Source organism: Cryptosporangium sp. NPDC051539, assembly GCF_044454545.1.
In the GTDB taxonomy this organism is placed as follows: domain Bacteria; phylum Actinomycetota; class Actinomycetes; order Mycobacteriales; family Cryptosporangiaceae; genus Cryptosporangium.
In genome coordinates, this window is record NZ_JBITDV010000011.1 from 259694 (window position 1) to 285502 (window position 25809).

Annotated in this window: 22 protein-coding genes and 1 pseudogene; 19 read left to right on the forward strand and 4 right to left on the reverse strand. The window is 69.5% G+C overall.

Annotated features, from left to right (window positions below; translation table 11 throughout):
• Position 1 precedes the first annotated feature (1 nt).
• The gene (locus ACIBZJ_RS31560) at positions 2-526 is read right to left on the reverse strand and encodes an SCP2 sterol-binding domain-containing protein (protein ID WP_395936076.1); all 525 of its coding nucleotides are present in this window, start codon (positions 524-526) and stop codon (positions 2-4) included.
• Between the two features lie 100 nt (positions 527-626).
• Between ACIBZJ_RS31560 and ACIBZJ_RS31565 the strand changes: the two genes are divergently transcribed.
• Positions 627-1319, forward strand: coding sequence for a demethylmenaquinone methyltransferase (locus ACIBZJ_RS31565; protein WP_395936078.1), 693 nt, complete (start codon positions 627-629; stop codon positions 1317-1319).
• A gap of 145 nt (positions 1320-1464) precedes the next feature.
• On the opposite strand, the gene ACIBZJ_RS31570 is transcribed toward ACIBZJ_RS31565, so the two are convergent.
• Positions 1465-2067: a superoxide dismutase gene (locus ACIBZJ_RS31570; RefSeq protein ID WP_395936080.1), complete on the reverse strand. Its 603-nt coding sequence runs from the start codon at positions 2065-2067 to the stop codon at positions 1465-1467.
• Between the two features lie 387 nt (positions 2068-2454).
• On the opposite strand from ACIBZJ_RS31570, the gene ACIBZJ_RS31575 reads away from it, so the two are divergent.
• From ACIBZJ_RS31575 to ACIBZJ_RS31650, 16 genes and pseudogenes are all read left to right on the forward strand, one after another.
• Positions 2455-3714 (forward strand): geranylgeranyl reductase family protein, encoded by a 1260-nt coding sequence (locus ACIBZJ_RS31575; RefSeq protein WP_395936082.1) that lies wholly within the window; start codon positions 2455-2457, stop codon positions 3712-3714.
• 54 nt (positions 3715-3768) lie between these two features.
• Positions 3769-4146 (forward strand): NADH-quinone oxidoreductase subunit A, encoded by a 378-nt coding sequence (locus ACIBZJ_RS31580; RefSeq protein WP_395936084.1) that lies wholly within the window; start codon positions 3769-3771, stop codon positions 4144-4146.
• Between the two features lie 44 nt (positions 4147-4190).
• The gene (locus ACIBZJ_RS31585) at positions 4191-4850 is read left to right on the forward strand and encodes a NuoB/complex I 20 kDa subunit family protein (protein WP_395936086.1); all 660 of its coding nucleotides are present in this window, start codon (positions 4191-4193) and stop codon (positions 4848-4850) included.
• Positions 4847-5578, forward strand: a complete 732-nt coding sequence (locus ACIBZJ_RS31590; RefSeq protein ID WP_395936088.1) for an NADH-quinone oxidoreductase subunit C — start codon at positions 4847-4849, stop codon at positions 5576-5578. The genes ACIBZJ_RS31585 and ACIBZJ_RS31590 overlap by 4 nt, the downstream gene beginning before the upstream one ends.
• A gap of 19 nt (positions 5579-5597) precedes the next feature.
• Entirely contained in the window at positions 5598-6920 is a 1323-nt protein-coding gene (locus ACIBZJ_RS31595) for an NADH-quinone oxidoreductase subunit D (protein WP_395936090.1), read from the forward strand.
• Between the two features lie 66 nt (positions 6921-6986).
• A pseudogene (nuoE, locus tag ACIBZJ_RS31600) lies at positions 6987-7877 on the forward strand (NADH-quinone oxidoreductase subunit NuoE); the annotation flags it as partial.
• Between the two features lie 479 nt (positions 7878-8356).
• On the forward strand, positions 8357-9664 hold the full coding sequence (gene nuoF / locus ACIBZJ_RS31605) for an NADH-quinone oxidoreductase subunit NuoF (protein WP_395936092.1): 1308 nt from the start codon (positions 8357-8359) through the stop codon (positions 9662-9664).
• An 82-nt stretch (positions 9665-9746) separates the two neighbouring features.
• A complete protein-coding gene (locus ACIBZJ_RS31610; protein WP_395936094.1) occupies positions 9747-12281 on the forward strand; it encodes an NADH-quinone oxidoreductase subunit G in 2535 nt (844 codons plus the stop codon).
• Positions 12281-13585 carry an NADH-quinone oxidoreductase subunit NuoH gene (gene nuoH, locus ACIBZJ_RS31615; protein WP_395936096.1) on the forward strand — a complete coding sequence of 435 codons (1305 nt, stop codon included), beginning with the start codon at positions 12281-12283 and terminating at the stop codon, positions 13583-13585. The genes ACIBZJ_RS31610 and nuoH overlap by 1 nt, the downstream gene beginning before the upstream one ends.
• 1 nt (position 13586) lies before the next feature.
• Positions 13587-14141, forward strand: a complete 555-nt coding sequence (gene nuoI, locus ACIBZJ_RS31620) for an NADH-quinone oxidoreductase subunit NuoI (protein WP_395936098.1) — start codon at positions 13587-13589, stop codon at positions 14139-14141.
• Positions 14142-14147: 6 nt separating this feature from the next.
• The gene (locus ACIBZJ_RS31625; protein ID WP_395936298.1) at positions 14148-14918 is read left to right on the forward strand and encodes an NADH-quinone oxidoreductase subunit J; all 771 of its coding nucleotides are present in this window, start codon (positions 14148-14150) and stop codon (positions 14916-14918) included.
• Between the two features lie 7 nt (positions 14919-14925).
• Positions 14926-15225: an NADH-quinone oxidoreductase subunit NuoK gene (nuoK, locus tag ACIBZJ_RS31630; RefSeq protein WP_395936100.1), complete on the forward strand. Its 300-nt coding sequence runs from the start codon at positions 14926-14928 to the stop codon at positions 15223-15225.
• Between the two features lie 14 nt (positions 15226-15239).
• Positions 15240-17168 (forward strand): NADH-quinone oxidoreductase subunit L, encoded by a 1929-nt coding sequence (gene nuoL / locus ACIBZJ_RS31635; protein ID WP_395936102.1) that lies wholly within the window; start codon positions 15240-15242, stop codon positions 17166-17168.
• On the forward strand, positions 17165-18700 hold the full coding sequence (locus tag ACIBZJ_RS31640; RefSeq protein ID WP_395936104.1) for an NADH-quinone oxidoreductase subunit M: 1536 nt from the start codon (positions 17165-17167) through the stop codon (positions 18698-18700). Before nuoL ends, ACIBZJ_RS31640 begins: the two co-directional genes overlap by 4 nt.
• Positions 18697-20247 (forward strand): NADH-quinone oxidoreductase subunit NuoN, encoded by a 1551-nt coding sequence (gene nuoN / locus ACIBZJ_RS31645; RefSeq protein ID WP_395936106.1) that lies wholly within the window; start codon positions 18697-18699, stop codon positions 20245-20247. Before ACIBZJ_RS31640 ends, nuoN begins: the two co-directional genes overlap by 4 nt.
• The gene (locus ACIBZJ_RS31650) at positions 20244-21275 is read left to right on the forward strand and encodes a polyprenyl synthetase family protein (protein ID WP_395936108.1); all 1032 of its coding nucleotides are present in this window, start codon (positions 20244-20246) and stop codon (positions 21273-21275) included. Before nuoN ends, ACIBZJ_RS31650 begins: the two co-directional genes overlap by 4 nt.
• A 67-nt stretch (positions 21276-21342) precedes the next feature.
• On the opposite strand, the gene pcrA is transcribed toward ACIBZJ_RS31650, so the two are convergent.
• Positions 21343-23712, reverse strand: coding sequence for a DNA helicase PcrA (gene pcrA / locus ACIBZJ_RS31655; RefSeq protein ID WP_395936110.1), 2370 nt, complete (start codon positions 23710-23712; stop codon positions 21343-21345).
• Positions 23713-23855: 143 nt separating this feature from the next.
• Here pcrA and ACIBZJ_RS31660 point away from each other — a divergent pair, with 143 nt between their 5' ends.
• Positions 23856-24203 carry a chorismate mutase gene (locus ACIBZJ_RS31660; RefSeq protein ID WP_395936300.1) on the forward strand — a complete coding sequence of 116 codons (348 nt, stop codon included), beginning with the start codon at positions 23856-23858 and terminating at the stop codon, positions 24201-24203.
• Positions 24204-24392: 189 nt separating this feature from the next.
• A complete protein-coding gene (locus tag ACIBZJ_RS31665) occupies positions 24393-25130 on the forward strand; it encodes a PIG-L deacetylase family protein (protein WP_395936112.1) in 738 nt (245 codons plus the stop codon).
• Here ACIBZJ_RS31665 and ACIBZJ_RS31670 read toward each other — a convergent pair.
• The gene (locus ACIBZJ_RS31670) at positions 25119-25805 is read right to left on the reverse strand and encodes a sensor domain-containing protein (RefSeq protein ID WP_395936114.1); all 687 of its coding nucleotides are present in this window, start codon (positions 25803-25805) and stop codon (positions 25119-25121) included. The genes ACIBZJ_RS31665 and ACIBZJ_RS31670 overlap by 12 nt on opposite strands.
• Positions 25806-25809: the final 4 nt, after the last annotated feature.

Here is a 25809-nt window from a genome sequence, read left to right on the forward strand (position 1 = left end):
CTCAGGCGGCCGGGATGACGAAGATCTTGGCGAGTACCGCGGCCAGGCCCAAGTCACCGCGGACCTTGAGCTTGCCGGTCATGAACATCGTCGTGGGCCTGCCGTTGCCGGACGTCAGCAGCAGGAACTCGGGGCCGCCGAGGATGATCGTGGTGTCGGCCTCGTACTGCGCAGTGGCGTTCGCGTCGCACCGGTCGCCGTGCAGCACGAGTTCGAACTCGTCCGTGCGACCGTCCGGACCGCCGGTCACGTTCCAGTGGATGACTTTCCGGGCCCGGGGCTCGCCGGCCCGGTAGTGGTCGGCGAAGCGCCGGAGGATCTGATCGAGGACGGCCGTCCGCAGCGGGCTGTTCATCACCGCTTCGAGCTGGTCCCGCCGGGCCCGGCCGATCAGCCGGGCGAACGCGGCCGGGTCGAGCGAGTCCAGGCTCTCCTCGGACGCGGCGGCGAGCAGCGACTCGAACTCCTCGACGCTGATCTTCTTCGGATCGATCTCGGCCAACTGCCGGGGATCTAAGGGCGACACGGCGGGCTCCCTCGGGTCGGTAGTTTACGCGCCAGTAGGTTACTCCCGGGTTAAACAACCGGGCCAGTGGTTCTGGGAAACCGCCGATTAGGCTGTGTCCATGACGCGGGCCTCCCTGGACAAGCTGCCGAGCGACGTGGCGTCGATGTTCGACCAGGTCGCTCCACGCTACGACCTCACGAACACGGTGCTCTCGTTCGCGCAGGACCGGAAGTGGCGGGCGATCACCGCGGACGTGCTCGACCTGCGTCCGGGGGAGCGGTGCCTCGATCTGGCCGCCGGAACCGCGGTGTCGACGGCCGAGCTGGCGCACTCCGGTGCCGAGGTGATCGCGTGCGACTTCTCGCTCGGGATGCTCCGCGAGGGGCGCGGCCGGGGCGTCCCCCTGGTGGCCGGCGACGCGATGCACCTGCCGTTCCCCGACGCGACGTTCGACGCGGTGACGATCTCGTTCGGGCTGCGCAACGTCGCCGACACGGCGGCCGGGCTGTCGGAGATGGCGCGGGTGACGAAGCCGGGCGGCCGGCTCGTCGTCCTCGAGTTCAGCCACCCGACCTGGGCGCCGTTCCGCACGGTGTACACCGAGTACCTGATGAAGGCGCTACCCCGCGTCGCCCGTGCCGTGAGCAGCGCGCCCGACGCCTACGTGTACCTGGCCGAGTCGATCCGAGCCTGGCCGACGCAGGAGCGACTGGCCCGCACGGTCGCCGACACCGGCTGGAACGCCGTCCGCTGGCGCAACCTGACCGGCGGCATAGTCACCCTCCACCATGCTTTGAGGGCGGCCCGCTGAGAACGACGCTGACAAGCGAGCGTGCCTTCTTATTACGCTTCGCCGGTGTAACGACGTCGGCGCGCTCGATTGTCAGCGTCGCCCTCAGCGGGCTCCGGGTCAGTGCAAAACGGCGCCGCGCGCCTACGGTCACTGCAAAACAGGGCTAGGCGCCGACGGTCAGGCACGCAATGCGCTTTCCGGCGGTGCCGGCTCGGCCGGCCATGGTCTGGGTCTTGTCGGCGTGGAGGACCAGCGACTTCGGGGTCTCCGAGAACACCCACATCTGGGTGCTCTTGCTGGTGCCGTCGCCCTGCGAGTCGGTCGTGACGTCGAGCCAGACCTCGTTCTGCGCGTTCGCGTACGCCGGGTTCACCGACGGCGGCGACGCGGACGCGGCCGGGTCCATCCGGTGCTGGTAGTGCGGCCCGGCCGCGTCGCCGGCTGCACCGCAGGGCTTCGTGTGCAGGTGGGCCCCGTACGTGCGGTTCGGCAGCAGCTTGCTGACCGACAGCGTCACGGTCGTGGTGTCGACGATCTGCGCGACCACGAGGTGCGCCTCGGCACCGGCCGGTACCAGCGAGGAGTCGTACGAGATCGCCTTGTTGCCCGGCGAATACCGGCTGAACGTTCCCTGCGCCACGATCGGCCGCGGTGCCTCGAGCGCCCCGGACGCCACCGACTCCGGCCGATCGGCGGGGTCCGTCCGGCCGCATCCGGCGGCGACCAGGGCGGTAGCCGCCAGGACGAGCGCTGCGGTCCGACGCATCAACAGCCTCCAAGAAACGCCCGCAAAGAACGCTACAAATACGTATATGTAGCGATTCACTTTCCCGCGCACGCTACTCTTCACTTCGATTTTTTGTGACCCTGCCTCCACGCTCCGGCGTGCTCGTCGCGCCCGGATATAACCGCACAAAGCTGCCCACGCAGACAGCGCTGACGACCCGCTCGCCACCACTCGATCACCCGAGGGCCAGCGGGTGTTAGGTCAGCCTTAGTACCCAGCCTCGCGAGGGGCGGCATAGACTGCCCGTGCCTAGTTCGTGAACATTTTCACAAGCGCACGCAAGCCCTGCTAGAGCCCCGAAAGGCAGCCGTGACCACCGAGCCCGCTTCCCGCGGTGCCGAGCCCCCCGTGGTCGACACCGCCGATATGAACGCCGACGTCATCGTCGTCGGCGCCGGCCCGGCCGGGTCGGCTGCCGCGTATCACCTCGCCACTTCCGGGCTCGACGTCCTCCTGCTGGAGAAGACCGAGTTCCCGCGCGAGAAGGTCTGCGGAGACGGTCTGACGCCCCGGGCGGTGCGCTCGCTGGTCTCGATGGGTATCGACACCTCGGTCGAGGCGGGCTGGCTGCACAACAAGGGCCTCCGGGTGATCGGCGGCGGCGTCCGTATGGAGCTGCCCTGGCCCGAGCTGGCGGCGTACCCGAACTACGGGCTCACCCGCACCCGGATGGACTTCGACGACATGCTCTCGAAGGGCGCCGTCAAGGCCGGTGCGCGGCTGCAGACGTCGACGACGGTCACCGGTCCGGTGCTGTCGACGGCCGGGCGCGTCGTGGGCGTCGAGGCCGAGGTCGGTCCGGAGAAGACTCCGGCCACCTACCGGGCTCCGCTGGTGATTGCGGCCGACGGCGTGTCCGGCCGGTTCGCCCTGTCGCTCGGTCTGGCCCGAAACGAGGCCCGGCCGATGGGTGTCGCGGTCCGGCGGTACTACCAGAGCCCGCGCCACGAGGACGACTACCTCGAGTCCTGGCTGGAGCTGTGGGACAAGGTCGAGGGCCGCGAACGCCTGCTGCCCGGGTACGGCTGGATCTTCGGCCTCGGTGACGGCCGGTCGAACGTCGGTCTCGGCATCCTGAACAGCTCGGCGGCGTTCAAGGACGTCAACTACCGCCAGCTGCTCAAGACCTGGATGGCCAGCACTCCGGAGGAGTGGGGCTTCCGCGAGGAGAACGCCGACGGGCCGATTCGCGGCGCGGCGCTCCCGATGGGCTTCAACCGCAAGCCGCACTACACCCGCGGCCTGATGCTCGTCGGCGACTCGGGCGGCATGGTCAACCCGTTCAACGGGGAGGGCATCGCCTACGCGATGGAGTCCGGCGAGATCGCCGCCGAGGTCGCCGCTCAGGCCCTCGCGCGTCCGGCCGGGCCGAACCGCGAGCGGGCGCTGCGCGCGTACCCGACGCTGCTGACCGAGCGGTACGGCGGTTATTACCGTCTCGGTGGCGTGTTCGTGAAGCTGATCAGCAACCCCGACATCATGAAGGTCGCGACCCGGCACGGGCTGCCGCACCCGCTTCTCATGCGATTCGTGCTCAAATTGCTCGCGAATCTCACGGATCCTCGGGGCGGGGACGCCATGGACCGGGTCATCAACGGCCTGACCAAGCTCGCGCCCGCAGTCTGATCTACGTTTTCACGGCATTTCCTCGCTGCACACCGACGTCAGGGAAGGGAACCGATGGACACCGGTGGTTCACTCGCGCTTTATATGCCGATCGTCGGCCTCTTCATACTCGCTGCGTTCTTTGCGGTGTTCAGCGTCGGAGCAGCGGCGTTCGTCGGGCCGAAGCGGTACAACAAGGCCAAAGCCGAAGCCTACGAATGCGGTATCGAGCCGTCACCGCAGGCGAGTGGCGGAGGCCGGTTCCCGATCAAGTTCTATTTGACGGCGATGCTGTTCATCGTCTTCGACATCGAGATCATCTTCCTTTACCCGTGGGCCGTCGCCAACGAGGCGCTCGGTGTGTTCGGGCTGGTGGAGATGGTGTTGTTCATCGCTAGCGTGTTCGTCGCCTACGCGTACGTGTGGCGTCGCGGCGGCCTCGACTGGGACTGAGTCGCCCCCCGACTAGCCCGTTCACTCTGAGAGGGGTCCGCGCCATGGGGCTGGAAGAGAAACTCCCCGGCGGGGTTCTGGTGACCACCGTCGAGAAGCTCGTCAACTGGAGCCGCAAGTCGTCGATGTGGCCGGCCACGTTCGGTCTGGCCTGCTGCGCGATCGAGATGATGACGACCGGCGCCGCCCGGTACGACTTCGCGCGCTTCGGAATGGAGCGCTTCAGCGCCACTCCGCGCCAGGCCGACCTGATGATCGTGGCCGGTCGGGTGAGCCAGAAAATGGCACCGGTTCTCCGGCAGATCTACGACCAGATGCCCGACCCGAAATGGGTGCTGTCGATGGGTGTCTGCGCGAGTTCGGGCGGAATGTTCAACAACTACGCGATCGTCCAGGGCGTCGACCACGTCGTCCCGGTCGACATGTACCTCCCGGGCTGTCCGCCGCGGCCGGAGATGCTGCTGGACGCAGTCCTCAAGCTGCACGAAAAGGTCATGCACGAGCCGCTCGGCCCCAAGCGCCGCGCCGAACTCGCCGAGGCCAAGGCGAACGGCACCGCGAAGCGTTACGGGACGATCCCGTCCTCCTTCCGGTACGACAAGACGCTCCGCAAGGAATGGGAGCAGGCCGAGGCCGAGGGCCGGGCCGAGCAGTACCGGATCGAGAAGACGGCCGAGCTCTTCAAGACGGGGACGCGCAAGTGACGATCGAGGGCAACGATCCTGTCAGGCCCGACGCCGCGGGGCCCGGCGACCAGCAGGCGGCCCAGAAGGGCATGTTCGGCGTCTCCGGCACCGGTGACACGTCCGGATTCGGCGGCCTGGTCCGCCCCGTCGCCGACCCGCACGCGACCCCGCGCCCCTACGGCGGGTACTTCGACGAGGTCGTCGACCTGCTGGGCGACGCGGTGGCCAGCGCCGGCGTCGGATTCGAAGAGACGGTCTACCGGGTGGTGGTCGACCGCGGCGAGCTGACGCTCTACGTCCGTCCGGAGCGGATCGCCGAGGTCTGCAAGCTGCTCCGCGACTCCGACGGCCTGCGCTTCGAGCTGTGCAGCTCGGTCTCCGGTGTCGACTACCTGGACGCTCCGTCCGGCGTCGACGCCGAGGAAAAGGCCAGGCGGCTGCACGTCGTCTACCAGCTGACGAGCATGACGTTCCGGCGCCGGATCCGGCTCGAGGTCGCGGTCACGATCGAGGACCCGCGGGTCCCGTCCGTCACCGAGATCTACCCGACCGCCGACTGGCAGGAGCGCGAGGTCTGGGACATGTTCGGCGTCCTGTTCGAGGGGCACCCGGCGCTGACCCGGATCCTGATGCCGGACGACTGGGACGGCCACCCCCAGCGGAAGGACTATCCGCTCGGTGGCGTGCCGGTCGAGTACAAGGGCGCGGAGATCCCGCCGCCCGACACCCGCCGGGCCTACCGGTGACCGGCCAGGAGGTGGCCTGATGACTCAGACAAGCGATCCTTACGCCGGCTCGCGCGAAACCACCGAAGGACGGATCTACACCGTCACCGGTGGCGACTGGGATTCGATCCACGCCGAAGATCCGCTGGCCAGTGAGCGCATCGTCGTCAACATGGGTCCCCAGCACCCGTCGACGCACGGCGTGCTGCGTCTCGTCCTCGAGCTCGAGGGCGAGACGATCACCGAGGCCCGCACGGTCATCGGGTACCTGCACACCGGCATCGAGAAGAACACCGAGTACCGGACGTGGACGCAGGGCACCACGTTCGTCACCCGGATGGACTACCTCTCGCCGATCTTCAACGAGACCGGCTACTGCCTCGCGGTGGAGAAGCTGCTCGGCATCGAGGTGCCCGAGCGCGCCAACACGCTGCGGGTCCTGCTGATGGAGCTCAACCGGATCAGCTCGCACCTGGTCTGGCTGGCGACCACGGGCATGGAGCTCGGCTCGACCACGATGATGATCTACGGCTTCCGCGAGCGGGAGCACGTGCTCGACCTGTTCGAGGAGATCACCGGTCTGCGGATGAACATGGCGTTCGTCCGCCCGGGTGGCCTGGCGCAAGACCTGCCGGTCGGCGTCGTCGAGAAGATCCACGAGTTCATCCCGTACATGCGCGACAAGATCAACGACTACGAGAAGCTGCTCACCGGCCAGCCGGTCTGGAAGGCCCGCACCAAGAACGTCGGGTTCCTCGACGTCACCGGGTGCCTGGCGCTCGGCATCACCGGGCCGGTGCTGCGCTCGGCCGGCCTGCCCTGGGACCTGCGCAAGCAGATGCCCTACTGCGGCTACGAAGACTACGAGTTCGACGTCATCACCGAGACCACCGGCGACGTGTTCGGGCGCTACCTCGTGCGGATCAACGAGATGCGCGAGTCGCTGAAGATCGTCGAGCAGGCGCTCGACCGGCTGGCCCCGGGGCCGGTCATGGTCGGTGACAAGAAGATCGCGTGGCCGGCGCAGCTTGCGCTCGGCGCAGACGGCATGGGCAACTCGCTCGAGCACGTCCGGCAGATCATGGGCCAGTCGATGGAGGCCCTGATCCACCACTTCAAGCTCGTGACCGAGGGCTTCCGGGTCCCGTCCGGCCAGGTGTACACCGCGGTCGAGTCGCCCCGGGGCGAGCTGGGTTTCCACGTCGTCAGCGACGGTGGCACCCGGCCGTACCGCGTCCACGTGCGCGAACCCAGCTTCATCAACCTGCAGGCCTTCCCGGCGATGGTCGAGGGTGCCCCGATCGCGGACGCGATCGCTTCCGGCGCCTCCCTCGACCCGGTGATGGGTGGGGTCGACCGATGAGGGATTCGCTGACCCGTCGTGAAATCACGAGCCTCACTTCAGGCTCCGAACGTGGGCGAGACCGGAATGAGTGAAATTACCAACGAAGCCGTCCGCACGGACCTCATCGAGCAGGCGGCGACGATCGTCGCCCGGTACCCCGAGGGACGCTCGCGTTCGGCGCTGCTGCCGATGTTGCATCTCGTGCAGTCGGTGGACGGATACGTCAGCCCGGCCGGGATCGCGTTCTGCGCCGAGCAACTCGGCATCACCAAGGCCGAGGTCGCGGCCGTCGCGACGTTCTACACCATGTACAAGCGCCGGCCGACCGGCGAGTACCTGGTGAGCGTGTGCACCAACACGATGTGCGGGGTGCTCGGGGGCGACAAGGCCTACGAGGCGCTCTCGCAGTACCTCGAGGTGGGGCACGACCAGACCACCGAAGACGGCAAGATCACGCTGGAGCACGCCGAGTGCCTGGCGGCCTGCGACTACGCGCCGGTGATGACCGTCAACTACGAGTACTTCGACCAGGTGGACGAAGGCTCGGCCTTGACGCTGGTGAAGCAGCTCCAGGACGGTGAGCGTCCGATGCCGACGCGCGGCGCCGGGCTCTGTTCGTTCAAGCAGATGTCGCGGCAGCTCGCCGGGTTCGACGACAACCGGAACTCGGTGGCCGACGCGATGATCGGCGTCGAGCCGACGGTCGCCGGTAACCGGATCGCGGAGGAGCGCGGGGTCAGCGTCCCGGGGTACTACCCGAACACGCCGATCCCGAGGAAGGCCGACAAGGACGCCGCCCCGGCCCCCGCAAAGGCCGCCGCTCCTGCCCCCGCCGCTCCTGCCCCCGCGGCCCCGGCTCCCGCCGCTCCTGCTCCCGACGCCGCGCCGGCTGCGGGGAAGGCTGCGCCGGCTGCGGAGACGCCCGCTGGGGCTGCTTCGGCCGACAAGGCCGCGACCGCCGCGACGGCTGACGGGCCGAAGAGCGCCGAGCCGCCGGCCGCGCTGATCCCGGTCCAGCCCGCCTCCGAGCCCGCCGCCCCGTCCACGCCGGCCGCGAAAGCGTCCGCCGACGACACGAAGTCTGCTGACAACACGACGCCGGCCGACAAAGCGTCCGCCGGAGAGACCGGGAAGCCCGCGCCGCGGACGCGCAGGCGGACCACCGGGCCGACCGTGTCGGCGACCGCCGAGCCCTCCGGCCGGCGGCCGGCCAACAAGGCACCGGCCAAGCGCGCCACCCGCCGCCCGGGCACCGAACGCTCGGCCCCGGCGGTCGAGCAGGCTCCCACCCAGCCGGCCCAGCCGGCGACCGAGCCGCAGGTGAGGGACGTCGAGACGCCGGAGAACCCGGCCGAGACCTCGCCGACCGTTCCGGAGCCGGCGATCGACTCCAAGCCGGCCGGTGACGCCTCGCCGACCGATCCGCGCACCGCGAACGCTGAAGGGGACGCCGAATGAGCGAGCGCGAAGTCCTCACCCCGGTCCTCACCAAGCGCTGGCTCTCGCCCGAGGCGTGGAAGATCTCGGTCTACGAGCGGCTCGACGGTTACTCCGGGCTGCGCAAGGCGATCAAGGCCCACCCCGACGACCTGATCCAGCTGGTCAAGGACTCCGGTCTGCGCGGCCGCGGCGGCGCGGGCTTCCCGACCGGTCTCAAGTGGGGATTCATCCCGCAGGGTGACGGCAAGCCGCACTACCTCGTGGTGAACGCCGACGAGGGCGAGCCCGGCACCTGCAAGGACCTGCCGTACATGATGGCCGACCCGCACGGCCTCATCGAGGGCATCGTGATCGCGAGCTACGCGATCCGGGCGAACTTCGCCGCGATCTACATCCGTGGCGAAGCCGTGCACGCCGCCCGTCGGCTGCGCAACGCGGTCAACGAGGCCTATGCCCGCGGCTATCTCGGCCGCAACATCCTGGGCAGCGGGTTCGACCTCGAACTCGTCGTCCACTCCGGCGCCGGTGCCTACATCTGCGGCGAAGAGACCGCGCTGCTGGACTCGCTCGAGGGCTACCGTGGCCAGCCGCGGCTCAAGCCGCCGTTCCCCGCGGTCGCCGGCCTCTACGGCGGCCCCACCGTGGTGAACAACGTCGAGACGATCGCCAGCGTGCCGTACATCGTGCTCGGCGGGGCCGAGTGGTTCAAGTCGATGGGCACCGAGAAGTCGCCCGGCCCGAAGATCTACTCGATCTCCGGCCGGGTGAACCGTCCGGGGCAGTACGAGTGCACGATGGGCACCACGCTGCGCGAGCTGCTCGAGCTGGCCGGGGGCATGAAGGACGGCCACGAACTCCGGTTCTGGACGCCCGGCGGGTCCTCGACGCCGCTGTTCACCGCGGAGCACCTCGACGTTCCGCTCGACTTCGAGGGCGCGGCGGCGGCCGGCTCCATGCTGGGCACCACGGCCATTCAGGTGTTCAGCGACCAGGACGACCCGGTGTACGCGACCTACCGCTGGATCGCGTTCTACGCCCACGAGTCGTGCGGCAAGTGCACCCCGTGCCGCGAGGGCAACTACTGGATGGTGCAGGTGCTGCGCCGGATCCTGTCCGGCCAGGGCACCAAGGCCGACCTCGACACGCTGCTCGACACCTGCGACAACATCTTCGGCCGGTCGTTCTGCGCGCTGGGTGACGGCGCGACCAGCCCGGTGACGTCGTCGCTGAAGTACTTCCGGGACGACTACCTGGACTACATCGAGGGTCGCAAGGCGCCGTACTTCTCGGCCGAACAAGCCGCACTCGCCGGAGCGCACTGATGACTGTGTACCCCGTCCGCCTCCTCCGCTCCGCTCCTCGGTCGCTAGGGCTCCCTACGATGCTCACTTCGGAGGCGACCTCATGACCATCGCCCCCCAGGCCGTAGACACGGTCACGCTCACGATCGACGGGCTGTCGGTCACCGTGCCGAAGGGCACGCTGATCATCCGGGCCGCCGAGCAGCTGGGCATCCAGATCCCGCGGTTCTGCGACCACCCGCTGCTCGACCCGGTCGGCGCCTGTCGTCAGTGCATCGTCGAGGTCGAGGGCCAGCGCAAGCCGGTCGCGAGCTGCACCGCCACGGTGACGCCCGACATGGTGGTGAAGACGCAGCTCTCCAGCCCGGTGGCCGAGAAGGCGCAGCGCGGAACGCTGGAACTGCTGCTGATCAACCACCCGCTCGACTGCCCGATCTGCGACAAGGGCGGCGAGTGCCCGCTGCAGAACCAGGCGATGAGCAACGGTGCCGCCGAGTCGCGGTTCCGGGACGTCAAGCGCACGTACCCGAAGCCGCTGGCGATCTCGACGCAGATCCTGCTCGACCGCGAGCGCTGCGTGCTCTGCGCCCGCTGCACGCGGTTCTCCAAGCAGGTCGCCGGCGACCCGTTCATCGAGCTGCTGGAGCGCTCGGCGCTGGAGCAGGTCGGCATCGCGTCCGACGAACCGTTCCAGTCGTACTTCTCCGGCAACACCGTGCAGATCTGCCCGGTCGGTGCGCTGACCAGCGCCGCCTACCGGTTCCGGGCCCGCCCGTTCGACCTGGTCAGCACGCCGTCGGTGTGTGAGCACTGCGCCGGTGGCTGCGCGCTGCGCACAGACTGGCGGCGCGGCAAGGTCCTCCGCCGGCTCGCCGGCGAGGACCCGGAGGTCAACGAGGAGTGGAACTGCGACAAGGGCCGCTTCGCGTTCCGTTACGCGACCGGCAAGGAGCGGCTGACTCAGCCGCTCGTGCGCAACTCCGCCGGTGAGCTCGAGCCGACCTCGTGGAGCGAGGCGTTCACGGTGGCGGCCCGCGGGCTGGAGACCGCCCGCGAGAACGGCGGCGTCGGCGTGCTACCCGGCGGCCGGGTCACGTTCGAGGACGCCTACGCGTACTCGAAGTTCGCCCGGGTCGCGCTCGGGACGAACGACGTGGACTTCCGGGCCCGCCCGCATTCCGACGAGGAGGCGCTGTTCCTCGGCGCGCACGTGGCGGGCTCCGGGCTCGGGATCACCTACTCCGACCTCGAGAACGCGTCCGACGTCCTGCTGGTCGCGCTCGAGCCGGAGGAGGAAGCGGCGATCCTCTTCCTCCGCCTGCGCAAGGCGTGGCGGAAGCTCGGCACCCGGGTGTGGTCGGTGGCCCCGCTGGCCACCCGGGGTCTCGACAAGCTCGGCGGGACGCTGATCCAGGCGACCCCCGGCGCCGAGCCCAAGGTCCTGGACGCTCTGCGGGCCGGCGAACTGCCCGGGCTCACGTCGCTGTCCGACGCACTGCGGGCGCCCGGTGCGGTGATCCTGGTCGGGGAGCGGGCCGCGGGTATCCGTGGCGCGTACTCGGCCGCGTCGCTGCTGGCGCTCTCGACCGGTGCGTCGCTCGGCTGGGTGCCGCGGCGGGCCGGTGAGCGTGGAGCGGTCGAGGCAGGCGCGCTGCCGACGCTCCTGCCCGGCGGGCGTCAGCTCTCGTCGGCGGCCGGCCGGTCGGCGATCGAGTCGGCCTGGGGGGCCTCGATCCCCTCGGCGCCGGGTCGTTCGACCTCGGAGATCCTGGCCGCGGCGGCCGACGGTTCGCTGGGTGGTCTGGTGGTCGGCGGCGTCGACCCCGACGACCTGCCCGACCCGGTGGCCGCGCGGGCCGCGCTGGAAGCCGCACCGTTCCTCGTGTCGCTGGAGGTCCGCGACTCGGCGGTCACCGCGTACGCCGATGTCGTGTTCCCGGTGGCCCCGGTGGCCGAGAAGGCCGGCAGCTTCGTCAACTGGGAGGGCCGGGTCCGGCCGTTCGGGCTGACGCTGGCCGGCACCGGCGCGATGTCGGACGCCCGGGTGCTCGACGCGCTCGCTTCCGAGCTGGGCGCCTACCTGGGGACGACCACGCAGGAAGCCGTGCTGGCGGAGTTCACCGGTCTCGGTACCCCCGAGCCCGACCTCGACCCGCCACCGTCCCCGATGGAGCCGGCCGCGCCCCGGGTGAGCCCCGGTGCCGGCGAGGCCGTACTGGCGACCTGGCACCACATGCTCGACCTGGGCACGCTGCAGGCCGGCGAGGAGCACCTGGCCGGCACCGCGAAGCCGGCGTTCGCGCACCTCGCGCCCGGCACCGCCGCGGAGCTCGGCGTCCGGCCCGGCGCGCACATCCTGGTCTCCACCGATCGGGGCGCGATCCAGCTGCCGGTGGCGATCACCGAGATGCCCGACCGGGTCGTCTGGCTGCCGTCGAACTCGGTCGACTCGCGGGTGCGACCGACGCTCGGCGTGGGCGCGGGTGATCTGGTGCGGATTACGGCAGGGTCGGCAGGCGGCGACGGCGTGTCGCCCGACGGTGGCCTGGGTGACGTCGAGGCCCGCGCCACCAGCGACGGTGGGGATCCGGCCGACGGCGGCGTGCCGGCGATCGACTCAGACGAAGGCGAGGCCTGATGGACGGCAGGGCGGTGCTGGCAGCCGCGGAGCCGGCTGCGGTCGGCAACGACCCGTGGTGGCTGATACTCGCGAAGATCGTCGCGACGTTCGGCATCCTCGTGGTGTTCGTGCTGTTCTCGATCGTGGCCGAGCGCAAGGTCATCGGCTACATGCAGGTCCGGCCGGGCCCGAACCGCACCGGCCCCTGGGGCACGCTGCAGAGCCTCGCCGACGGCATCAAGCTCGCGTTCAAGGAAGACGTCATCCCGGCCGCGGCCGACAAGGTCGTGTTCATCGTGGCGCCGATCCTCTCGGCGATGGTCGCGCTCGTCGCGTTCGCGGTGATACCGCTCGGGCCGAACGTCTCGGTGTTCGGGCACACGACCGCGCTGCAGCTCACCGACCTGCCGGTCGGCGTCCTGTACATCCTGGCCTGCTCGTCGCTCGGCGTGTACGGCATCGTGCTGGCCGGTTGGTCGTCCGGGTCGACGTACCCGCTGCTCGGCGGTCTGCGGTCGGCGGCCCAGATGATCTCGTACGAGGTCGCGATGGGTCTGTCGATCGTCCCGGTGCTGCTGACCGCGGGGTCGCTCTCGCCGAGCGAGATCGTCGCCGCACAGGAGAACACCTGGTTCGTGGTCACGCTGCTGCCGAGCTTCATCGTGTACGCGATCTCGGCCGTGGGTGAGACGAACCGCGCTCCGTTCGACCTCCCGGAGGCCGAGTCCGAGCTCGTCGGCGGTTTCCACACCGAGTACTCGTCGCTGAAGTTCGCGATGTTCTTCCTCGGTGAGTACGTGAACATGGTGACGGTCTCGGCGCTCTGCACGACGCTGTTCCTCGGCGGCTGGCGGGCTCCGTTCGGCATCGGCACGCTCTGGGCGGGTGCGAACGAGGGCTGGTGGCCTGTTCTCTGGTTCATCCTCAAGGTGCTGGGCGCGCTGTTCGTCTTCGTCTGGCTCCGCGGTGCGCTGCCCCGTCTGCGCTACGACCAGTTCATGCACTTCGGCTGGAAGGTCCTGGTGCCGGTCAGCCTGGTGTGGGTGCTGCTGGTCGCCGCGATGCGGACGATCAGCCGGGAGTACGACTTCTCGTCGCGGAACTTCTTCATCGGCGTCGCGGTCCTGCTGCTGGTGGTGCTGGCGATCAGCCAGCTGGTCCCGGAGCCCGCGCAGAAGAAGCAAGTCGACGCTCGCGATCCCAACCCGGAGTCCGACTACCCGGTCCCGCCGATGAACCTGGTCGTGCCGCCGTCCCCGCGTCTGAAGCAGGTGCCGGCGAAGGTCGGGGCCGACGAGCCCGAGACGGGCAAGGAGAGCTGACATGTTCGGACCCGTCCAAGGCTTCGGCCTGACCTTCTCGACGATGTTCAAGAAGCGGGTGACGATCAAGTACCCGGACGTCCCGCAGCCGAGCGCCCCGCGCTTCCACGGGCGTCACGTGCTCAACCGGCACCCCGACGGGCTGGAGAAGTGCGTCGGGTGCGAGCTCTGCGCCTGGGCGTGCCCCGCCGACGCGATCTACGTCGAGGGCGGCGACAACACCGAAGAGGCCCGGTTCTCGCCGGGCGAGCGCTACGGCGCGGTCTACCAGATCAACTACGCGCGCTGCATCTTCTGCGGCCTGTGCATCGAGGCGTGCCCGACCCGGTCGCTGACCATGTCGAACGCCTACGAGCTGGCCAGCGACAGCCGCGCGGACCTGATCTTCACCAAGGAGCAGCTGCTCGCGCCGCTGCTGCCGGGCATGGAGCTCCCGCCGCACGCGATGCGGCTGGGCGAGAACGAGACCGACTACTACGTGCAGGGCCCGACCAACCCGGGTGCCTCGGCCGGAGCCGAACGCACGGACCGGTCGGACGCGAAGGAGGTCGTCTGAGTGAGCATCGCTCTGGAAGTGCTGGCCGCCGCGGCCCCCGGCGATCCGCCCACCGGCGAGAAGGTCGCGTTCTGGATCCTGGCCCCGATCGCGCTCGGTGGCGCGATCGGCATGGTGCTGGCCCGTAACGCGATCCACTCCGCGTTGTTCCTGGTCTGCACGATGTTCAGCCTCGGGGTGTTCTACGTGCTCCAGGCCGGTCCGTTCATCGGCATGGTGCAGGTGATCGTCTACACCGGCGCGATCATGATCCTGTTCCTGTTCGTGCTGATGCTGGTCGGGCGTGATTCGTCGGACTCGATCGTGGAGACGTTGCGCGGACAGCGACTGGCCGCGATCGTGCTCGGTATCGGGCTGGCGGCGCTGGTCACCACCGGCCTCTACCGCGCCCTCGGCGAGGTGAGCCCCCGCGGCCTGGCGCAGACCAACGCGACCGGTGGCGGGAACGTCGACTCGATCGCGGCGCTGCTGTTCACCCGGTACGTGTTCGCGTTCGAGGTCACCAGCGCGCTGCTGATCACGGCGGCGGTCGGCGCGATGATCCTGGCCCACGTCGAGCGCGAGAAGGGCGGCGTCCCGACGCAGCGCGAGCGGTCGATCGCCCGGTTCCGCAAGGGCAACTACCCGGCACCCAAGCCCGGCCCCGGCGTGTACGCGCTGGCCGACTCGGTGGCCACCCCCGCGTTGCTGCCCGACGGTACGGCCGCCGACGGCAGTGTCGCGCCCTCGGTCGAGCGGCGCGAACTCGACAGCGGTCTGACCACCCCGAAGGGCTGAAGACGGAGTGACTCCTACCTACTACCTGCTGCTCTCCGCTGCACTGTTCACGATCGGTGCGGTCGGCGTCCTCATCCGGCGCAACGCGATCGTCGTGTTCATGTGCATCGAGCTGATGCTCAACGCGGCCAACCTCACGCTGGTCACGTTCTCCCGGATCAACGGCACGCTCGACGGTCAGGTCATGGCGTTCTTCGTCATGGTCGTCGCCGCCGCGGAGGTCGTGGTCGGGCTCGCGATCATCATGTCGATCTTCCGCACTCGCAAGTCGGCCTCGGTCGACGACGCGAACCTGCTGAAGTACTGAGGGGATAAACCGCCGTGGAGTATGCAGAGCCGACGGGGTCTCTCTCCCTGCTCTGGTTGTTGATCGCGCTGCCGCTGGCCGGCGCCGTGGTGCTGCTGTTGGCCGGCCGTCGGGCGAACGCCTGGGGGCACCTGCTCGGGTGCGCCACCGTGGGCGTCGCGTTCGTGCTGGGTGTCGTCCAGTTCTTCGCACTGCGGGGGCTGGAGGGCTCGCGGGAGATCTCCCAGCACTTGTTCACGTTCATCGACGTGGGCGGCCTGAAGGTCGACGCGGGGCTGCTCTACGACCCGTTGTCGGCACTGTTCGTGCTGCTGATCACCGGGGTCGGCTTCCTCATCCACGTGTACTCGATCGGGTACATGTCTCACGACGAGGGCCGGCGGCGCTTCTTCGCGTTCCTGAACCTGTTCGTCGCGGCCATGCTGCTGCTCGTCCTGGGCAACAGCTTCGTGGCGCTCTACGTCGGCTGGGAGGGCGTCGGACTGGCGTCGTACCTGCTGATCGCGTTCTGGTACACGCGCCCGGAGGCCGCCACCGCGGCGAAGAAGGCGTTCATCATGAACCGGGTCGGCGACGTCGGCCTGGCGCTGGGCATCTTCCTGATGTTCGCGAAGCTCGGCGACACCTCGTTCGAGGGCGTGTTCAGCTCGGTCGACAAGCTCTCGTCGACGACCGTGACGATCCTCGCGCTGCTGCTCCTGCTCGGCGCCTGCGGTAAGTCCGGCCAGTTCCCGCTGCAGGCCTGGCTCCCGGACGCGATGGCCGGCCCGACGCCGGTGTCCGCGCTGATCCACGCCGCGACGATGGTCACCGCGGGCGTGTACCTGATCGCCCGGGCCCACCCGATCTACGACCTGAGCGAGACCGGCCGGACCGTGGTCTGCGTCATCGGTGCGCTCACGCTGCTGATCGGGTGCGTCATCGGCTGCGCGAAGGACGACATCAAGAAGGTCCTCGCGTACTCGACCGTCAGCCAGATCGGCTACATGTTCCTGGCCGTCGGGCTCGGCGGTGAGGCGTACGCACTCGGCATCATCCACCTGCTCGCGCACGGCTTCTTCAAGGCCGGCCTGTTCCTCGGCGCCGGTTCGGTCATGCACGGGATGAAGGACCAGGTCGACATCCGGCGGTTCGGCGGTCTGGCGAAGTACATGCCGATCACCGCGACGACGTTCGGGCTGGGCTACCTGGCGATCATCGGTATCCCGCCGCTCTCCGGGTTCTTCTCCAAGGACCCGATCATCGAGCACGCGTTCGACCGGCCGGGCTGGTCCGGCTGGCTGTTCGGCGGGGTCGCGCTGCTCGGTGCCGGGCTGACCGCGTTCTACATGACGCGGCTGTTCGTCCTGACGTTCCTCGGCAAGCCGCGCTGGACGACCGAGGACGAGGGCGGGGCGCCGCACCCGCACGAGTCGCCGCTCTCGATGACCGTGCCGATGATGGTGCTGGCGGTCGGCTCGGTGGCCGGTGGTTTCCTGCTGACCCAGGGCGACCGGGTCTCGAACTGGCTGCACCCGGTGCTGGTCGGTGAGGGGGCCGAGGCTCCGGAGGCCGCGCACAAGCTCGAACCGGTGGTCATCTCCGGTCTGGTGCTCCTGGTCGTGGTGATCGGTGCGGCGCTGGCCTACGTGATCTTCCGCCACGGCACCGCCCGCGCGGAGCAGCCGGCGAACCAGCTGGTGGTGGCGGCCAGGCGGAACCTCTACGCCGACGCGTTCAACGAGGCCGTGTTCATGCGGCCGGGCCAGTGGCTCACCCGGGCCCTGGTGTACGTCGACAGCCGTGGGGTGGACGGGTTGGTCAACGGCCTCTCCGCCGCGGTGGGAGGTGGCTCCGGCCGCCTCCGTCGCCTGCAGACCGGGTTCGTCCGGTCGTATGCCCTGACGATGCTCGGAGGTGCGGTCGTGGTGCTGGCGTCGCTGCTGGTGGTGCGGCTCGGATGAACGGTCCCTGGCTCCCGGTACTGACTGTTCTGCCGCTCGTCGGCGCGATCGTGCTGGCGTTCCTGCCCAAGGGCGCGGATCGGCTGGCGAAGCTGGTCGCGCTGGGCTGGTCGCTGATCGTCCTCGTGCTGACGATCATCATCTGCGCCAACTTCGACCCGGACGGCGACCGGTTCCAGTTCGTCAGCTCGTACACCTGGATCCCGTCGTTCGGCACCCGTCTGGACTTCGGCGTAGACGGCATCGCGCTGGTGATGCTCGCGCTCATCGCCGTGCTCACGCCGATCGTCCTGCTGGCGTCGTGGCACGAGTCGGGCGCCGGGCGGCGTTCGGTGCGCACGTACTACGCGCTGATGCTCGCGCTGCAGGCCTGCATGATCGGTGTCTTCGTCGCGACCGACGTGTTCTTCTTCTACGTCTGGTTCGAGGCCATGCTCGTCCCGATGTACTTCCTGATCGGGTCGTACGGCGGGGCGCAGCGTCAGTACGCGGCCGTGAAGTTCTTCCTGTACTCGCTCGTCGGCGGCCTGTTCATGCTGGCCAGCGTGATCGGGCTCTACGTGGTGAGCGCCCGGCAGCTGGGTGAGGGCACGTTCGCCTTCGACAAGCTCGCCGGTATGGACATGTCGACCGCGGCCGGTCGCTGGATCTGGCTCGGGTTCTTCGTCGCGTTCGCGGTGAAGGCGCCGCTGTTCCCGTTCCACACCTGGCTGCCGGACGCCGGTGGCCAGGCGCCGATCGGTGCCGCGGTGCTGCTCGTCGGCGTCATGGACAAGGTCGGGACGTTCGGCTTCCTGCGCTACAACTTGCCGCTGTTCCCGGAGGCGTCGCGGTTCTTCGCGCCGATGGTGATCGTGCTCGGCATCATCGGCATCCTGTACGCCGCACTGCTGGCGATCGGCCAGCACGACATGAAGCGCCTGGTGGCCTACACCTCGGTGGCCCACTTCGGGTTCATCGCGATCGGCGTTTTCGCGTTCACGTCGCAGGGTGGCAGCGGCGCGGTGCTGTACATGGTCAACCACGGCATCGCGACCGGCGCGTTGTTCCTGGTCGTCGGGTTCCTGATCGCCCGCCGCGGCTCGGCCCTGATCGCCGACTACGGCGGCGTCGGGAAACTCGTCCCCTGGATCTACGGCGCGTTCTTCGTCACCGGGATGGCGTCGCTGGCGCTGCCGATGACGAACTCGTTCGTCAGCGAGTTCCTGGTGCTGATCGGCGTCTTCTCCCGCAACCCCACCGCGGGTGTGGTGGCGACGCTCGGCATCGTGGTGGCGGCGCTCTACGTGCTCTGGATGATCCAGCGGACGATGCACGGCCCGTTGAACCCCTCCCTGGGAGAGACGCCGAAGTGGCGTGACCTGAGCCGCCGCGAGGCTTGGGTGATCGCGCCACTCCTCGTCCTGATCATCGGGCTGGGGGTCTACCCGAAGCCGGTGCTCGACGTGATCAACCCGGCGATCAAGGCCACGCTGACCGACGTCGGCAAGCAGGACCCGCAACCGACTGAAGTGGCCGGAGGAAACCGATGACCGCGGACTTGATGGCCGCCGACATCCAGGCGCCCAAGCTCGACTACGCGGCGCTCTCGCCGATGCTGATCCTGCTCGGCGCGGCGTGCCTCGGCATCCTGGTGGAGGCGTTCGTGCCCCGCCGGGCGCGGCACCTCACCCAGGTCGTGCTCTCGCTGGCCGCCTTGATCGCCGCGTTCGTCGCGGTGGTACTCGAGGCCAAGACCGAGGTCATCACGGCCGCGGGTGCGGTCGCGATCGACGGGCCCGCGCTGTTCCTGTCGGGCAGCATCATCGTGCTCGGCGCGGTCAGCGTCCTGCTGATGGCCGAGCGGACGCTGGACTCCGGCGGATCGTTCGTGGCCCAGGCCGCTGTCGTCGCCGGTTCGGCGCCCGACCGGAAGCTGGCCAGCGAGCCGACCTCGCACACCGAGGCGTTCCCGCTGGCGCTGTTCGCACTCGGCGGCATGGTGCTGTTCGTCTCGTCGAACGACCTGCTGATCATGTTCGTCGGGCTGGAAGTGCTCTCGCTGCCGCTCTACCTGCTCTGTGCGCTGGCCCGGCGTCGCCGCCTGCTCAGCCAGGAGGCCGCGGTCAAGTATTTCCTGCTGGGCGCGTTCGCGTCGGCGTTCTTCCTGTACGGCGTCGCGCTGATCTACGGGTACGCGGGCTCGGTCGACCTGGGCGCGATCCACGACGCGGTCAACGGGTCGCCCGCCAACGACGTGCTGCTCTTCGTCGGCCTGGCGATGCTGCTGATCGGCCTGCTGTTCAAGGCCGGCGTGGTGCCGTTCCACTCCTGGACCCCGGACGTCTACCAGGGCGCCCCGACGCCGGTGACCGCGCTGATGGCCGCCTGCACCAAGGTCGCGGCGTTCGGCGCGATCCTGCGGGTGTTCTACGTGGCGTTCCAGTCGACGAAGTGGGACTGGCGTCCGGTGCTGATCGCGATCGCGATGCTGACGATGATCGTCGGCGCGGTGCTCGCGGTGACCCAGACCGACATCAAGCGCCTGCTGGCCTACTCGTCGATCGCCAACGCCGGGTTTATCCTGACCGGCGTCGTCGCGATGACCGAGCGGGGCGTCTCGTCCACGCTGTTCTACCTGGCCGCATACGGCTTCACGACGATCGGCGCGTTCGCGGTCGTGATGCTGGTCCGCGACGCCGACGGCGAGGCGACCCACCTGTCCCGGTGGGCCGGGCTCGGCCGTCGTTCCCCGCTCTACGCCGGCGTGATGACGGTATTCCTGCTGGCCTTCGCCGGACTGCCGCTGACCAGCGGTTTCATCTCCAAGTTCGCGGTGTTCGCGGCAGCGGTCGACGGTGGCTCGGTGGCGCTGGTCATCGTCGGTGTCATCGCTAGCATGATCCTCGCATTTCCGTATTTGCGAGTCATTGTGCTCATGTATCTGTCCGACCCTGCTGAGGACGGTCCGACCGTTTCGGTGCCCGGTGGTTTCACCGCCGCTGCCCTGACGATCGGGGTGCTCGCCACCGTTGCTTTGGGCGTGGTGCCGACTCAACTGCTCGACCTCGCAGGCGAGGCGGCACAATTTGTTCGATGAACACGCGCACAGCAGGGATGGACGTGGCACCTACCGGCACCGGTCTGCTCGGCATCGAGGCCATCGAGCCTGAGTTCGCCGCCTCCGTCCGCACCGGTCTCGGCCAGGTGGAGGACGCGCTGCGGGCCGCGGTGTCGGACGCCGACCCGCTGGTGAGCAGCGCGGCGCGCCACCTGGTCGAGGCGGGCGGCAAGCGGTTCCGGCCGCTGCTGGCGCTCTCCGCGGCGCATTTCGGCAACCACGAGGCACCGGCGGTCGTCCAGGCGGCGGTCGTGGCCGAGCTGACCCACCTGGCGACGCTCTACCACGACGACGTCATGGACGAGGCTCCGGTGCGACGGGGGGCGCCCAGCGCGAACACGCGCTGGACGAACACGATCGCGATCCTCACCGGTGACTACCTGTTCGCCAGGGCGTCCGACCTGGTGGCCGACCTGGGCCCAGAGGCCGTCCGGCTGCAGGCCCGGACGTTCGCGCGGCTGGTGACCGGCCAGATCCGGGAGACCGCCGGCCCGCTCGACGGCGCGGACGCGGTGGAGTTCCACCTGCACGTGCTCGCCGAGAAGACCGGGTCGCTGATCGCCACGTCGTTGCAGTTCGGCGCGATGTTCTCCGGGTGCGGCCCGGCGGTCTCCGAGACCCTGACCGCGTACGGCGAGGAAATCGGGGTCGCGTTCCAGCTCTCCGACGACCTGCTCGACATCGCGTCCACGTCGGCGGAGTCCGGCAAGACGCCCGGCACCGACCTGCGCGAGGGCGTGCCGACGCTGGCCGTGCTGCACGCGCTGGCCGGCGACCAGCCGGCCGAGGCGCGGATGCGCGAGCTGATCTCCCGGCCGATCTCGGACGACGACGAGGTGGCGGAGGCGCTCGGGCTGCTACGGGAGTCGCCCGCGATGGCTTCGGCCCGCGACACCCTGGCCGCCTACGCCCAGCGCGCCAGAGACCTCCTGGGGGCCCTTCCCGACGTGCCTGCACGCCGGGCCCTCGAGTCCCTGACCCACTACGTAGTAGACCGCACTGGCTGAGTGGGCGGGCCGTTCTGGACGGGCTCCAGGTCAGTGCTGAGGCACGCGCCAGGTCAGTACATCTGCACTAGAGCTTTTCCAGGGGCGCGTAGCGGAGGAGGAACCAGCGGGGCTTGCCGTCGCCGAAGTCGACGCAGGCCTGGGCTCGATCTCCGTCACCACGTATCTCCACGACGCGCCCCAGCCCGTGCGCGTCGTGGGTGACCCGGTCGCCGACCACCAGCGAGATGACCGGCCGGTTGCCGACGCCGGCCGCCCGGCCGCCGCCCGGCCTCGCCGCCGACGCGTACTGCTGCGCCAGCCGCTCCTGCGCCGAGCCGGTGCCGCTCCACTTCGACAGCGTCTCTTTCGGGGCCGGTGCCTCGCGCTCCCAGCTCAGCAGCCCGGCCGGCACCTCGTCGAGGAACCGGGACGGTGGGTTGTACTGCGGCTGCCCCCAGGCGCTGCGAGTGATCGCCCGGGACAGGTACAGCCGCTGCTGCGCCCGGGTGATGCCGACGTACGCGAGCCGCCGCTCCTCCTCCAGCTCCTTCGGGTCGCCCAGCGACCGCAGGTGCGGGAACACCCCGTCTTCCAGCCCGGTGAGGAACACGACCGGGAACTCGAGCCCCTTCGCGGTGTGCAGCGTCATCATCGTGACCTGGCCCTGCTGGGCGGCCTGGTCGGCGCCTTCCTCGTCGTCGGGCGCGGGCGGGATGCTGTCGGCGTCGGCCACCAGCGCCACCTGCTCGAGGAACTCGACGAGCCCGGCTTCGGTCTCGGTCGCCGCCGCGCGCTCTTCGAACTCTCGGGCGACGCTGACGAGCTCTTGCAGGTTCTCGACCCGGCCTTCGTCTTGCGGGTCGGTGCTCTCTTCGAGCTCGGCCAGGTAGCCGGTGCGGGACAGCACCTCTTCCAGCACGATGCTGGGCGGCTCGGTATCGGCCAGCCGCCGGAGCGACGTCATCAGCGCGGTGAACTCGCCGATCGACTTCACCGCTCGGCTGCCGATGCCGGGTGCCTCGCCGGCCCGCTCGAGCGCTGCGCCGAAGCCGATGCGCTCGCGGGACGACAACGCCTCGACGCAGGCCTCGGCCCGGTCTCCGATGCCGCGGCGCGGGGTGTTGAGCACCCGCCGCACGCTCACCGTGTCGTCGGGGTTGGCGAGCGCGCGCAGGTACGCCAGCGCGTCGCGCACCTCTTTGCGCTCGTAGAACCGGACGCCGCCGACGACCTTGTACGGCAGCCCGACCCGGATGAACACTTCTTCGAACACCCGGGACTGGGCGTTCGTGCGGTAGAAGATCGCGACCTCGCCGGGCCGGTTGGCGCCCGAGTCGGTGAGCCGGTCGACCTCGTTCGCGACCCAGGCGGCCTCGTCGTGCTCGTTGTCGGCCACGTACGCCGTGAGCGGAGCACCGTCACCGGCCTGCGACCACAGGTTCTTCGGCTTGCGGCCCTCGTTGCGCGCGATCACGGAGTTCGCCGCGGACAGGATCGTCTGCGTCGAGCGGTAGTTCTGCTCCAGCAGGATCGTCGTCGCCTGCGGATAGTCTCGCTCGAACTCGAGGATGTTGCGGATGCTCGCACCCCGGAACGCATAGATCGACTGGTCGGCGTCACCGACCACGCACAGCTCGGCCGGCGACAGGTCGCCGGCCGAATCCGTGCCGACGAGCTCGCGGATCAGCATGTACTGGGCGTGGTTCGTGTCTTGGTACTCGTCGACCATGACGTGGCGGAACCGGCGCCGGTAGTGCTCGGCCACGGCCGGGAACGCCTGGAGCAGATTCACCGTCGTCATGATGATGTCGTCGAAGTCGAGCGCCTGGGCCTCGCGCAGACGGCGCTGGTAGAGCGTGTAGGCCTCGGCGAGCATGCGTTCGGACGTGCTGGAGGCCCGCGACGCCCAGGTCTCTTCGTCGATCAGCTCGTTCTTCAGGTTGCTGATCTGGGCGATGAGCGAGCGGGCCGGGTAACGCTTCGGGTCGAGATCGAGCTCGCGGGCGACGAGCGTCATCAGACGCCGCGAATCGTCGGCGTCGTAGATCGAGAACGACGACTTCAGCCCGGCCGTCTTCGCCTCGGCGCGGAGGATGCGGATGCAGGCGGAGTGGAACGTCGACACCCACATCGAGCGGGCCCGCGGGCCGACGAGCGCCGAGACGCGCTCCTTCATCTCGCCCGCGGCTTTGTTCGTGAACGTGATCGCGAGGATCTCGCCGGGCTGGGCGCCGCGGTGCGCGAGGATCCACGCGATGCGGTGCGTGAGCACACGGGTCTTCCCCGACCCGGCCCCGGCCACGATGAGCAGGGGTGTGCCCTCGTGGACGACGGCGGCGCGCTGCTGGTCGTTGAGGCCTTCGAGCAGCGTGGCCGGATCGACGGCCAACCGGACCGGCCGCCGTGGGGGGACCGGATCCGGGGCCTGGCTGGGGGCGTCGAACAGGGTGCTCATCGCTCAGCGACCTTACTCCGGCCCGGCGACAGATCTTGAGCCCTATTGGCCGGGCGCCGACGCACGTGTAACACTCTTCCCGTGGTTCGACTGACGGCACGATTTTTTTACGGCTCCGGGCATCCGGTAGCCGTCATCGTCGTCTGAACCCAGACCACTTCGACGCCCCGGGGCCCAGCTCCCGGGGCGTTTTGCGTGCCCGGGGTCGCAGAGGGCTCACGTTCACGAGGAAGCACACCATGACCGCACCGACCGACGAGATCGCCGAGCTCCGCGAGCGCATCAATGCCGCGGACGACGAGCTGATCCGGATCTGGCACGAACGCGCCGAACTCAGCCGCCAGGTAGGGGCCGCCCGGATGGCCGCGGGGGGCACCCGGCTCGTCCTGGCGCGCGAGCAGGCCATCGTCGACAAGTTCCGCGACGCCCTCGGCACGGACGGCGCTCAGCTCGCCATGCTCCTACTCCGCGCCGGCCGCGGGAAGCTTTGAGGGCGGCCCGCTGAGGACGACGCTGACAGCCGCGCCACTCGACTTGAGTATGACCAAATACGCGGCGTCGAGTGGCGCGGATGTCAGCGCCGTCCTCAGCGGGCTCCAGGTCAGTGATTTGACGGGCTGCAGGTCAGGACTCTGCTCGCGCCTTCGGTGCAGGGGAAGTCGCCCGCTTAGGATTTGGGGGTGAGTTTTCCGCGTTCAGTGGTTCCTATTGACGACGTTCAGCGCGTGCTGGTCGTCACCGCGCATCCGGACGACGTCGACTTCAGTGCCGGGGGCACGGTCGCGACCTGGACCAAAGCCGGCATCGAGGTGGCCTACGCCATCGCGACCAGCGGCGGCGCCGGGGGATTCGACGAGACCCCGCGCGAGGAGATGACCGCGCTCCGCGAGACCGAGCAGCGGGCCGCCGCCGCGGTCGTCGGCGTCACCGACGTGACGTTCCTCGGCTATCCCGACGGAGCGCTCTACGTCACCCACGACCTGCGGCGGGACATCACCCGGCAGATCCGCCGGGTCCGGCCCGACCGGATCGTCACGACGTCACCGATCCGCGACTGGGCGCGGGTGCCCGCCGCGCACGGCGACCACGTCCGCATCGGCGAAGCGACGTTCGACGCCGTGTACCCGGACGCCCGGAACCCGTTCGCGCACGAGACGCTGCTGCGCGACGAGGGCCTCGAGCCGTGGACCGTCCGCGAGATGTGGTTCAGCGGCACCCCCACCGCCGACCACGGCGTCGACATCACCGACGTGTTCGAGCAGAAGCTGTCGGCGCTGCGCGAGCACGTGAGCCAGCTCCCGGGCGACTTCGAGGTGATGCGCGAGCGGATCTCGCAATGGAACGGCGCGAACGCCCGCTCCGCAGGCCTGCCGGAGGGGCGTCTCGCCGAACTGTTCTCGGTGATCTCAACGGCCTGACTGCGAAGGCCCCAGCAGGAACGACGTGAAGCCGACGCTCATACGGGCCAGGCCCTTGGTGACCCAACCGGCCACCCACAGCAGCGCGATCCCGACGCCGACCCACGGCATCGCCGACGCCACGCTGTCGACGACGAAGAGCGGGTGGGCGTCGACGCCGAACAGCGGGATCCGGTCGTTCGGCATCGTCCAGTACCAGGCCCAGAGCGACATCGCTCCCAGGCCGGCGGCCCAGAACGCGAGCGCCGTGACCGCGGCGAACAGCGTCAGCGGGAAGACGAGCAGGTGGTGGAGCAGGTCGCGCCAGGTCGACGGCGCGGCCAGCCACTGCCCGATCCGGCGCAGATACGAGCCACTGACGAGCGGATACGGCAACGGGAGCGGAGTTCCGAGCACGAGCGCCGCACGGCGCCGCTCGATCTCGGCCGTCCCGCGGCTGACCGCCAGGCAGGCCAGCAGCGCCGGCACGCCCACGATCAGGGCCGAGAACGTGGCGCCGAACGTCACGACGAGGATGAACGTGGTCAGGCCCAGGATCCCGGTCACGAACCCGAGGGCGAGGTAGCCGGCCGAGCGCCGGGTCCCGGCGTCCCAGGCACCGAGGATGACGTTCGGCGCGGGCGGGCGACGCGGTTCGTAGGTGACGGTCGGCTCGGTCATGGTCGGCGCGCTCATCTCG

Bases quoted from the DNA above. Each gene is read 5' to 3' on its own strand.
- ACIBZJ_RS31580 (WP_395936084.1), top strand. From the start codon at position 3,769: ATGGACACCGGTGGTTCACTCGCGCTTTATATGCCGATCGTCGGCCTC.
- ACIBZJ_RS31650 (WP_395936108.1), top strand. From the start codon at position 20,244: ATGAACACGCGCACAGCAGGGATGGACGTGGCACCTACCGGCACCGGT.
- ACIBZJ_RS31595 (WP_395936090.1), top strand. From the start codon at position 5,598: ATGACTCAGACAAGCGATCCTTACGCCGGCTCGCGCGAAACCACCGAA.
- nuoN (WP_395936106.1), top strand. From the start codon at position 18,697: ATGACCGCGGACTTGATGGCCGCCGACATCCAGGCGCCCAAGCTCGAC.
- ACIBZJ_RS31575 (WP_395936082.1), top strand. From the start codon at position 2,455: ATGAACGCCGACGTCATCGTCGTCGGCGCCGGCCCGGCCGGGTCGGCT.
- nuoF (WP_395936092.1), top strand. From the start codon at position 8,357: ATGAGCGAGCGCGAAGTCCTCACCCCGGTCCTCACCAAGCGCTGGCTC.
- ACIBZJ_RS31570 (WP_395936080.1), bottom strand. From the start codon at position 2,067: ATGCGTCGGACCGCAGCGCTCGTCCTGGCGGCTACCGCCCTGGTCGCC.
- ACIBZJ_RS31565 (WP_395936078.1), top strand. From the start codon at position 627: ATGACGCGGGCCTCCCTGGACAAGCTGCCGAGCGACGTGGCGTCGATG.
- ACIBZJ_RS31640 (WP_395936104.1), top strand. From the start codon at position 17,165: ATGAACGGTCCCTGGCTCCCGGTACTGACTGTTCTGCCGCTCGTCGGC.
- nuoH (WP_395936096.1), top strand. From the start codon at position 12,281: ATGGACGGCAGGGCGGTGCTGGCAGCCGCGGAGCCGGCTGCGGTCGGC.
- ACIBZJ_RS31610 (WP_395936094.1), top strand. From the start codon at position 9,747: ATGACCATCGCCCCCCAGGCCGTAGACACGGTCACGCTCACGATCGAC.
- ACIBZJ_RS31670 (WP_395936114.1), bottom strand. From the start codon at position 25,805: ATGAGCGCGCCGACCATGACCGAGCCGACCGTCACCTACGAACCGCGT.
- pcrA (WP_395936110.1), bottom strand. From the start codon at position 23,712: ATGAGCACCCTGTTCGACGCCCCCAGCCAGGCCCCGGATCCGGTCCCC.
- ACIBZJ_RS31585 (WP_395936086.1), top strand. From the start codon at position 4,191: ATGGGGCTGGAAGAGAAACTCCCCGGCGGGGTTCTGGTGACCACCGTC.
- nuoI (WP_395936098.1), top strand. From the start codon at position 13,587: ATGTTCGGACCCGTCCAAGGCTTCGGCCTGACCTTCTCGACGATGTTC.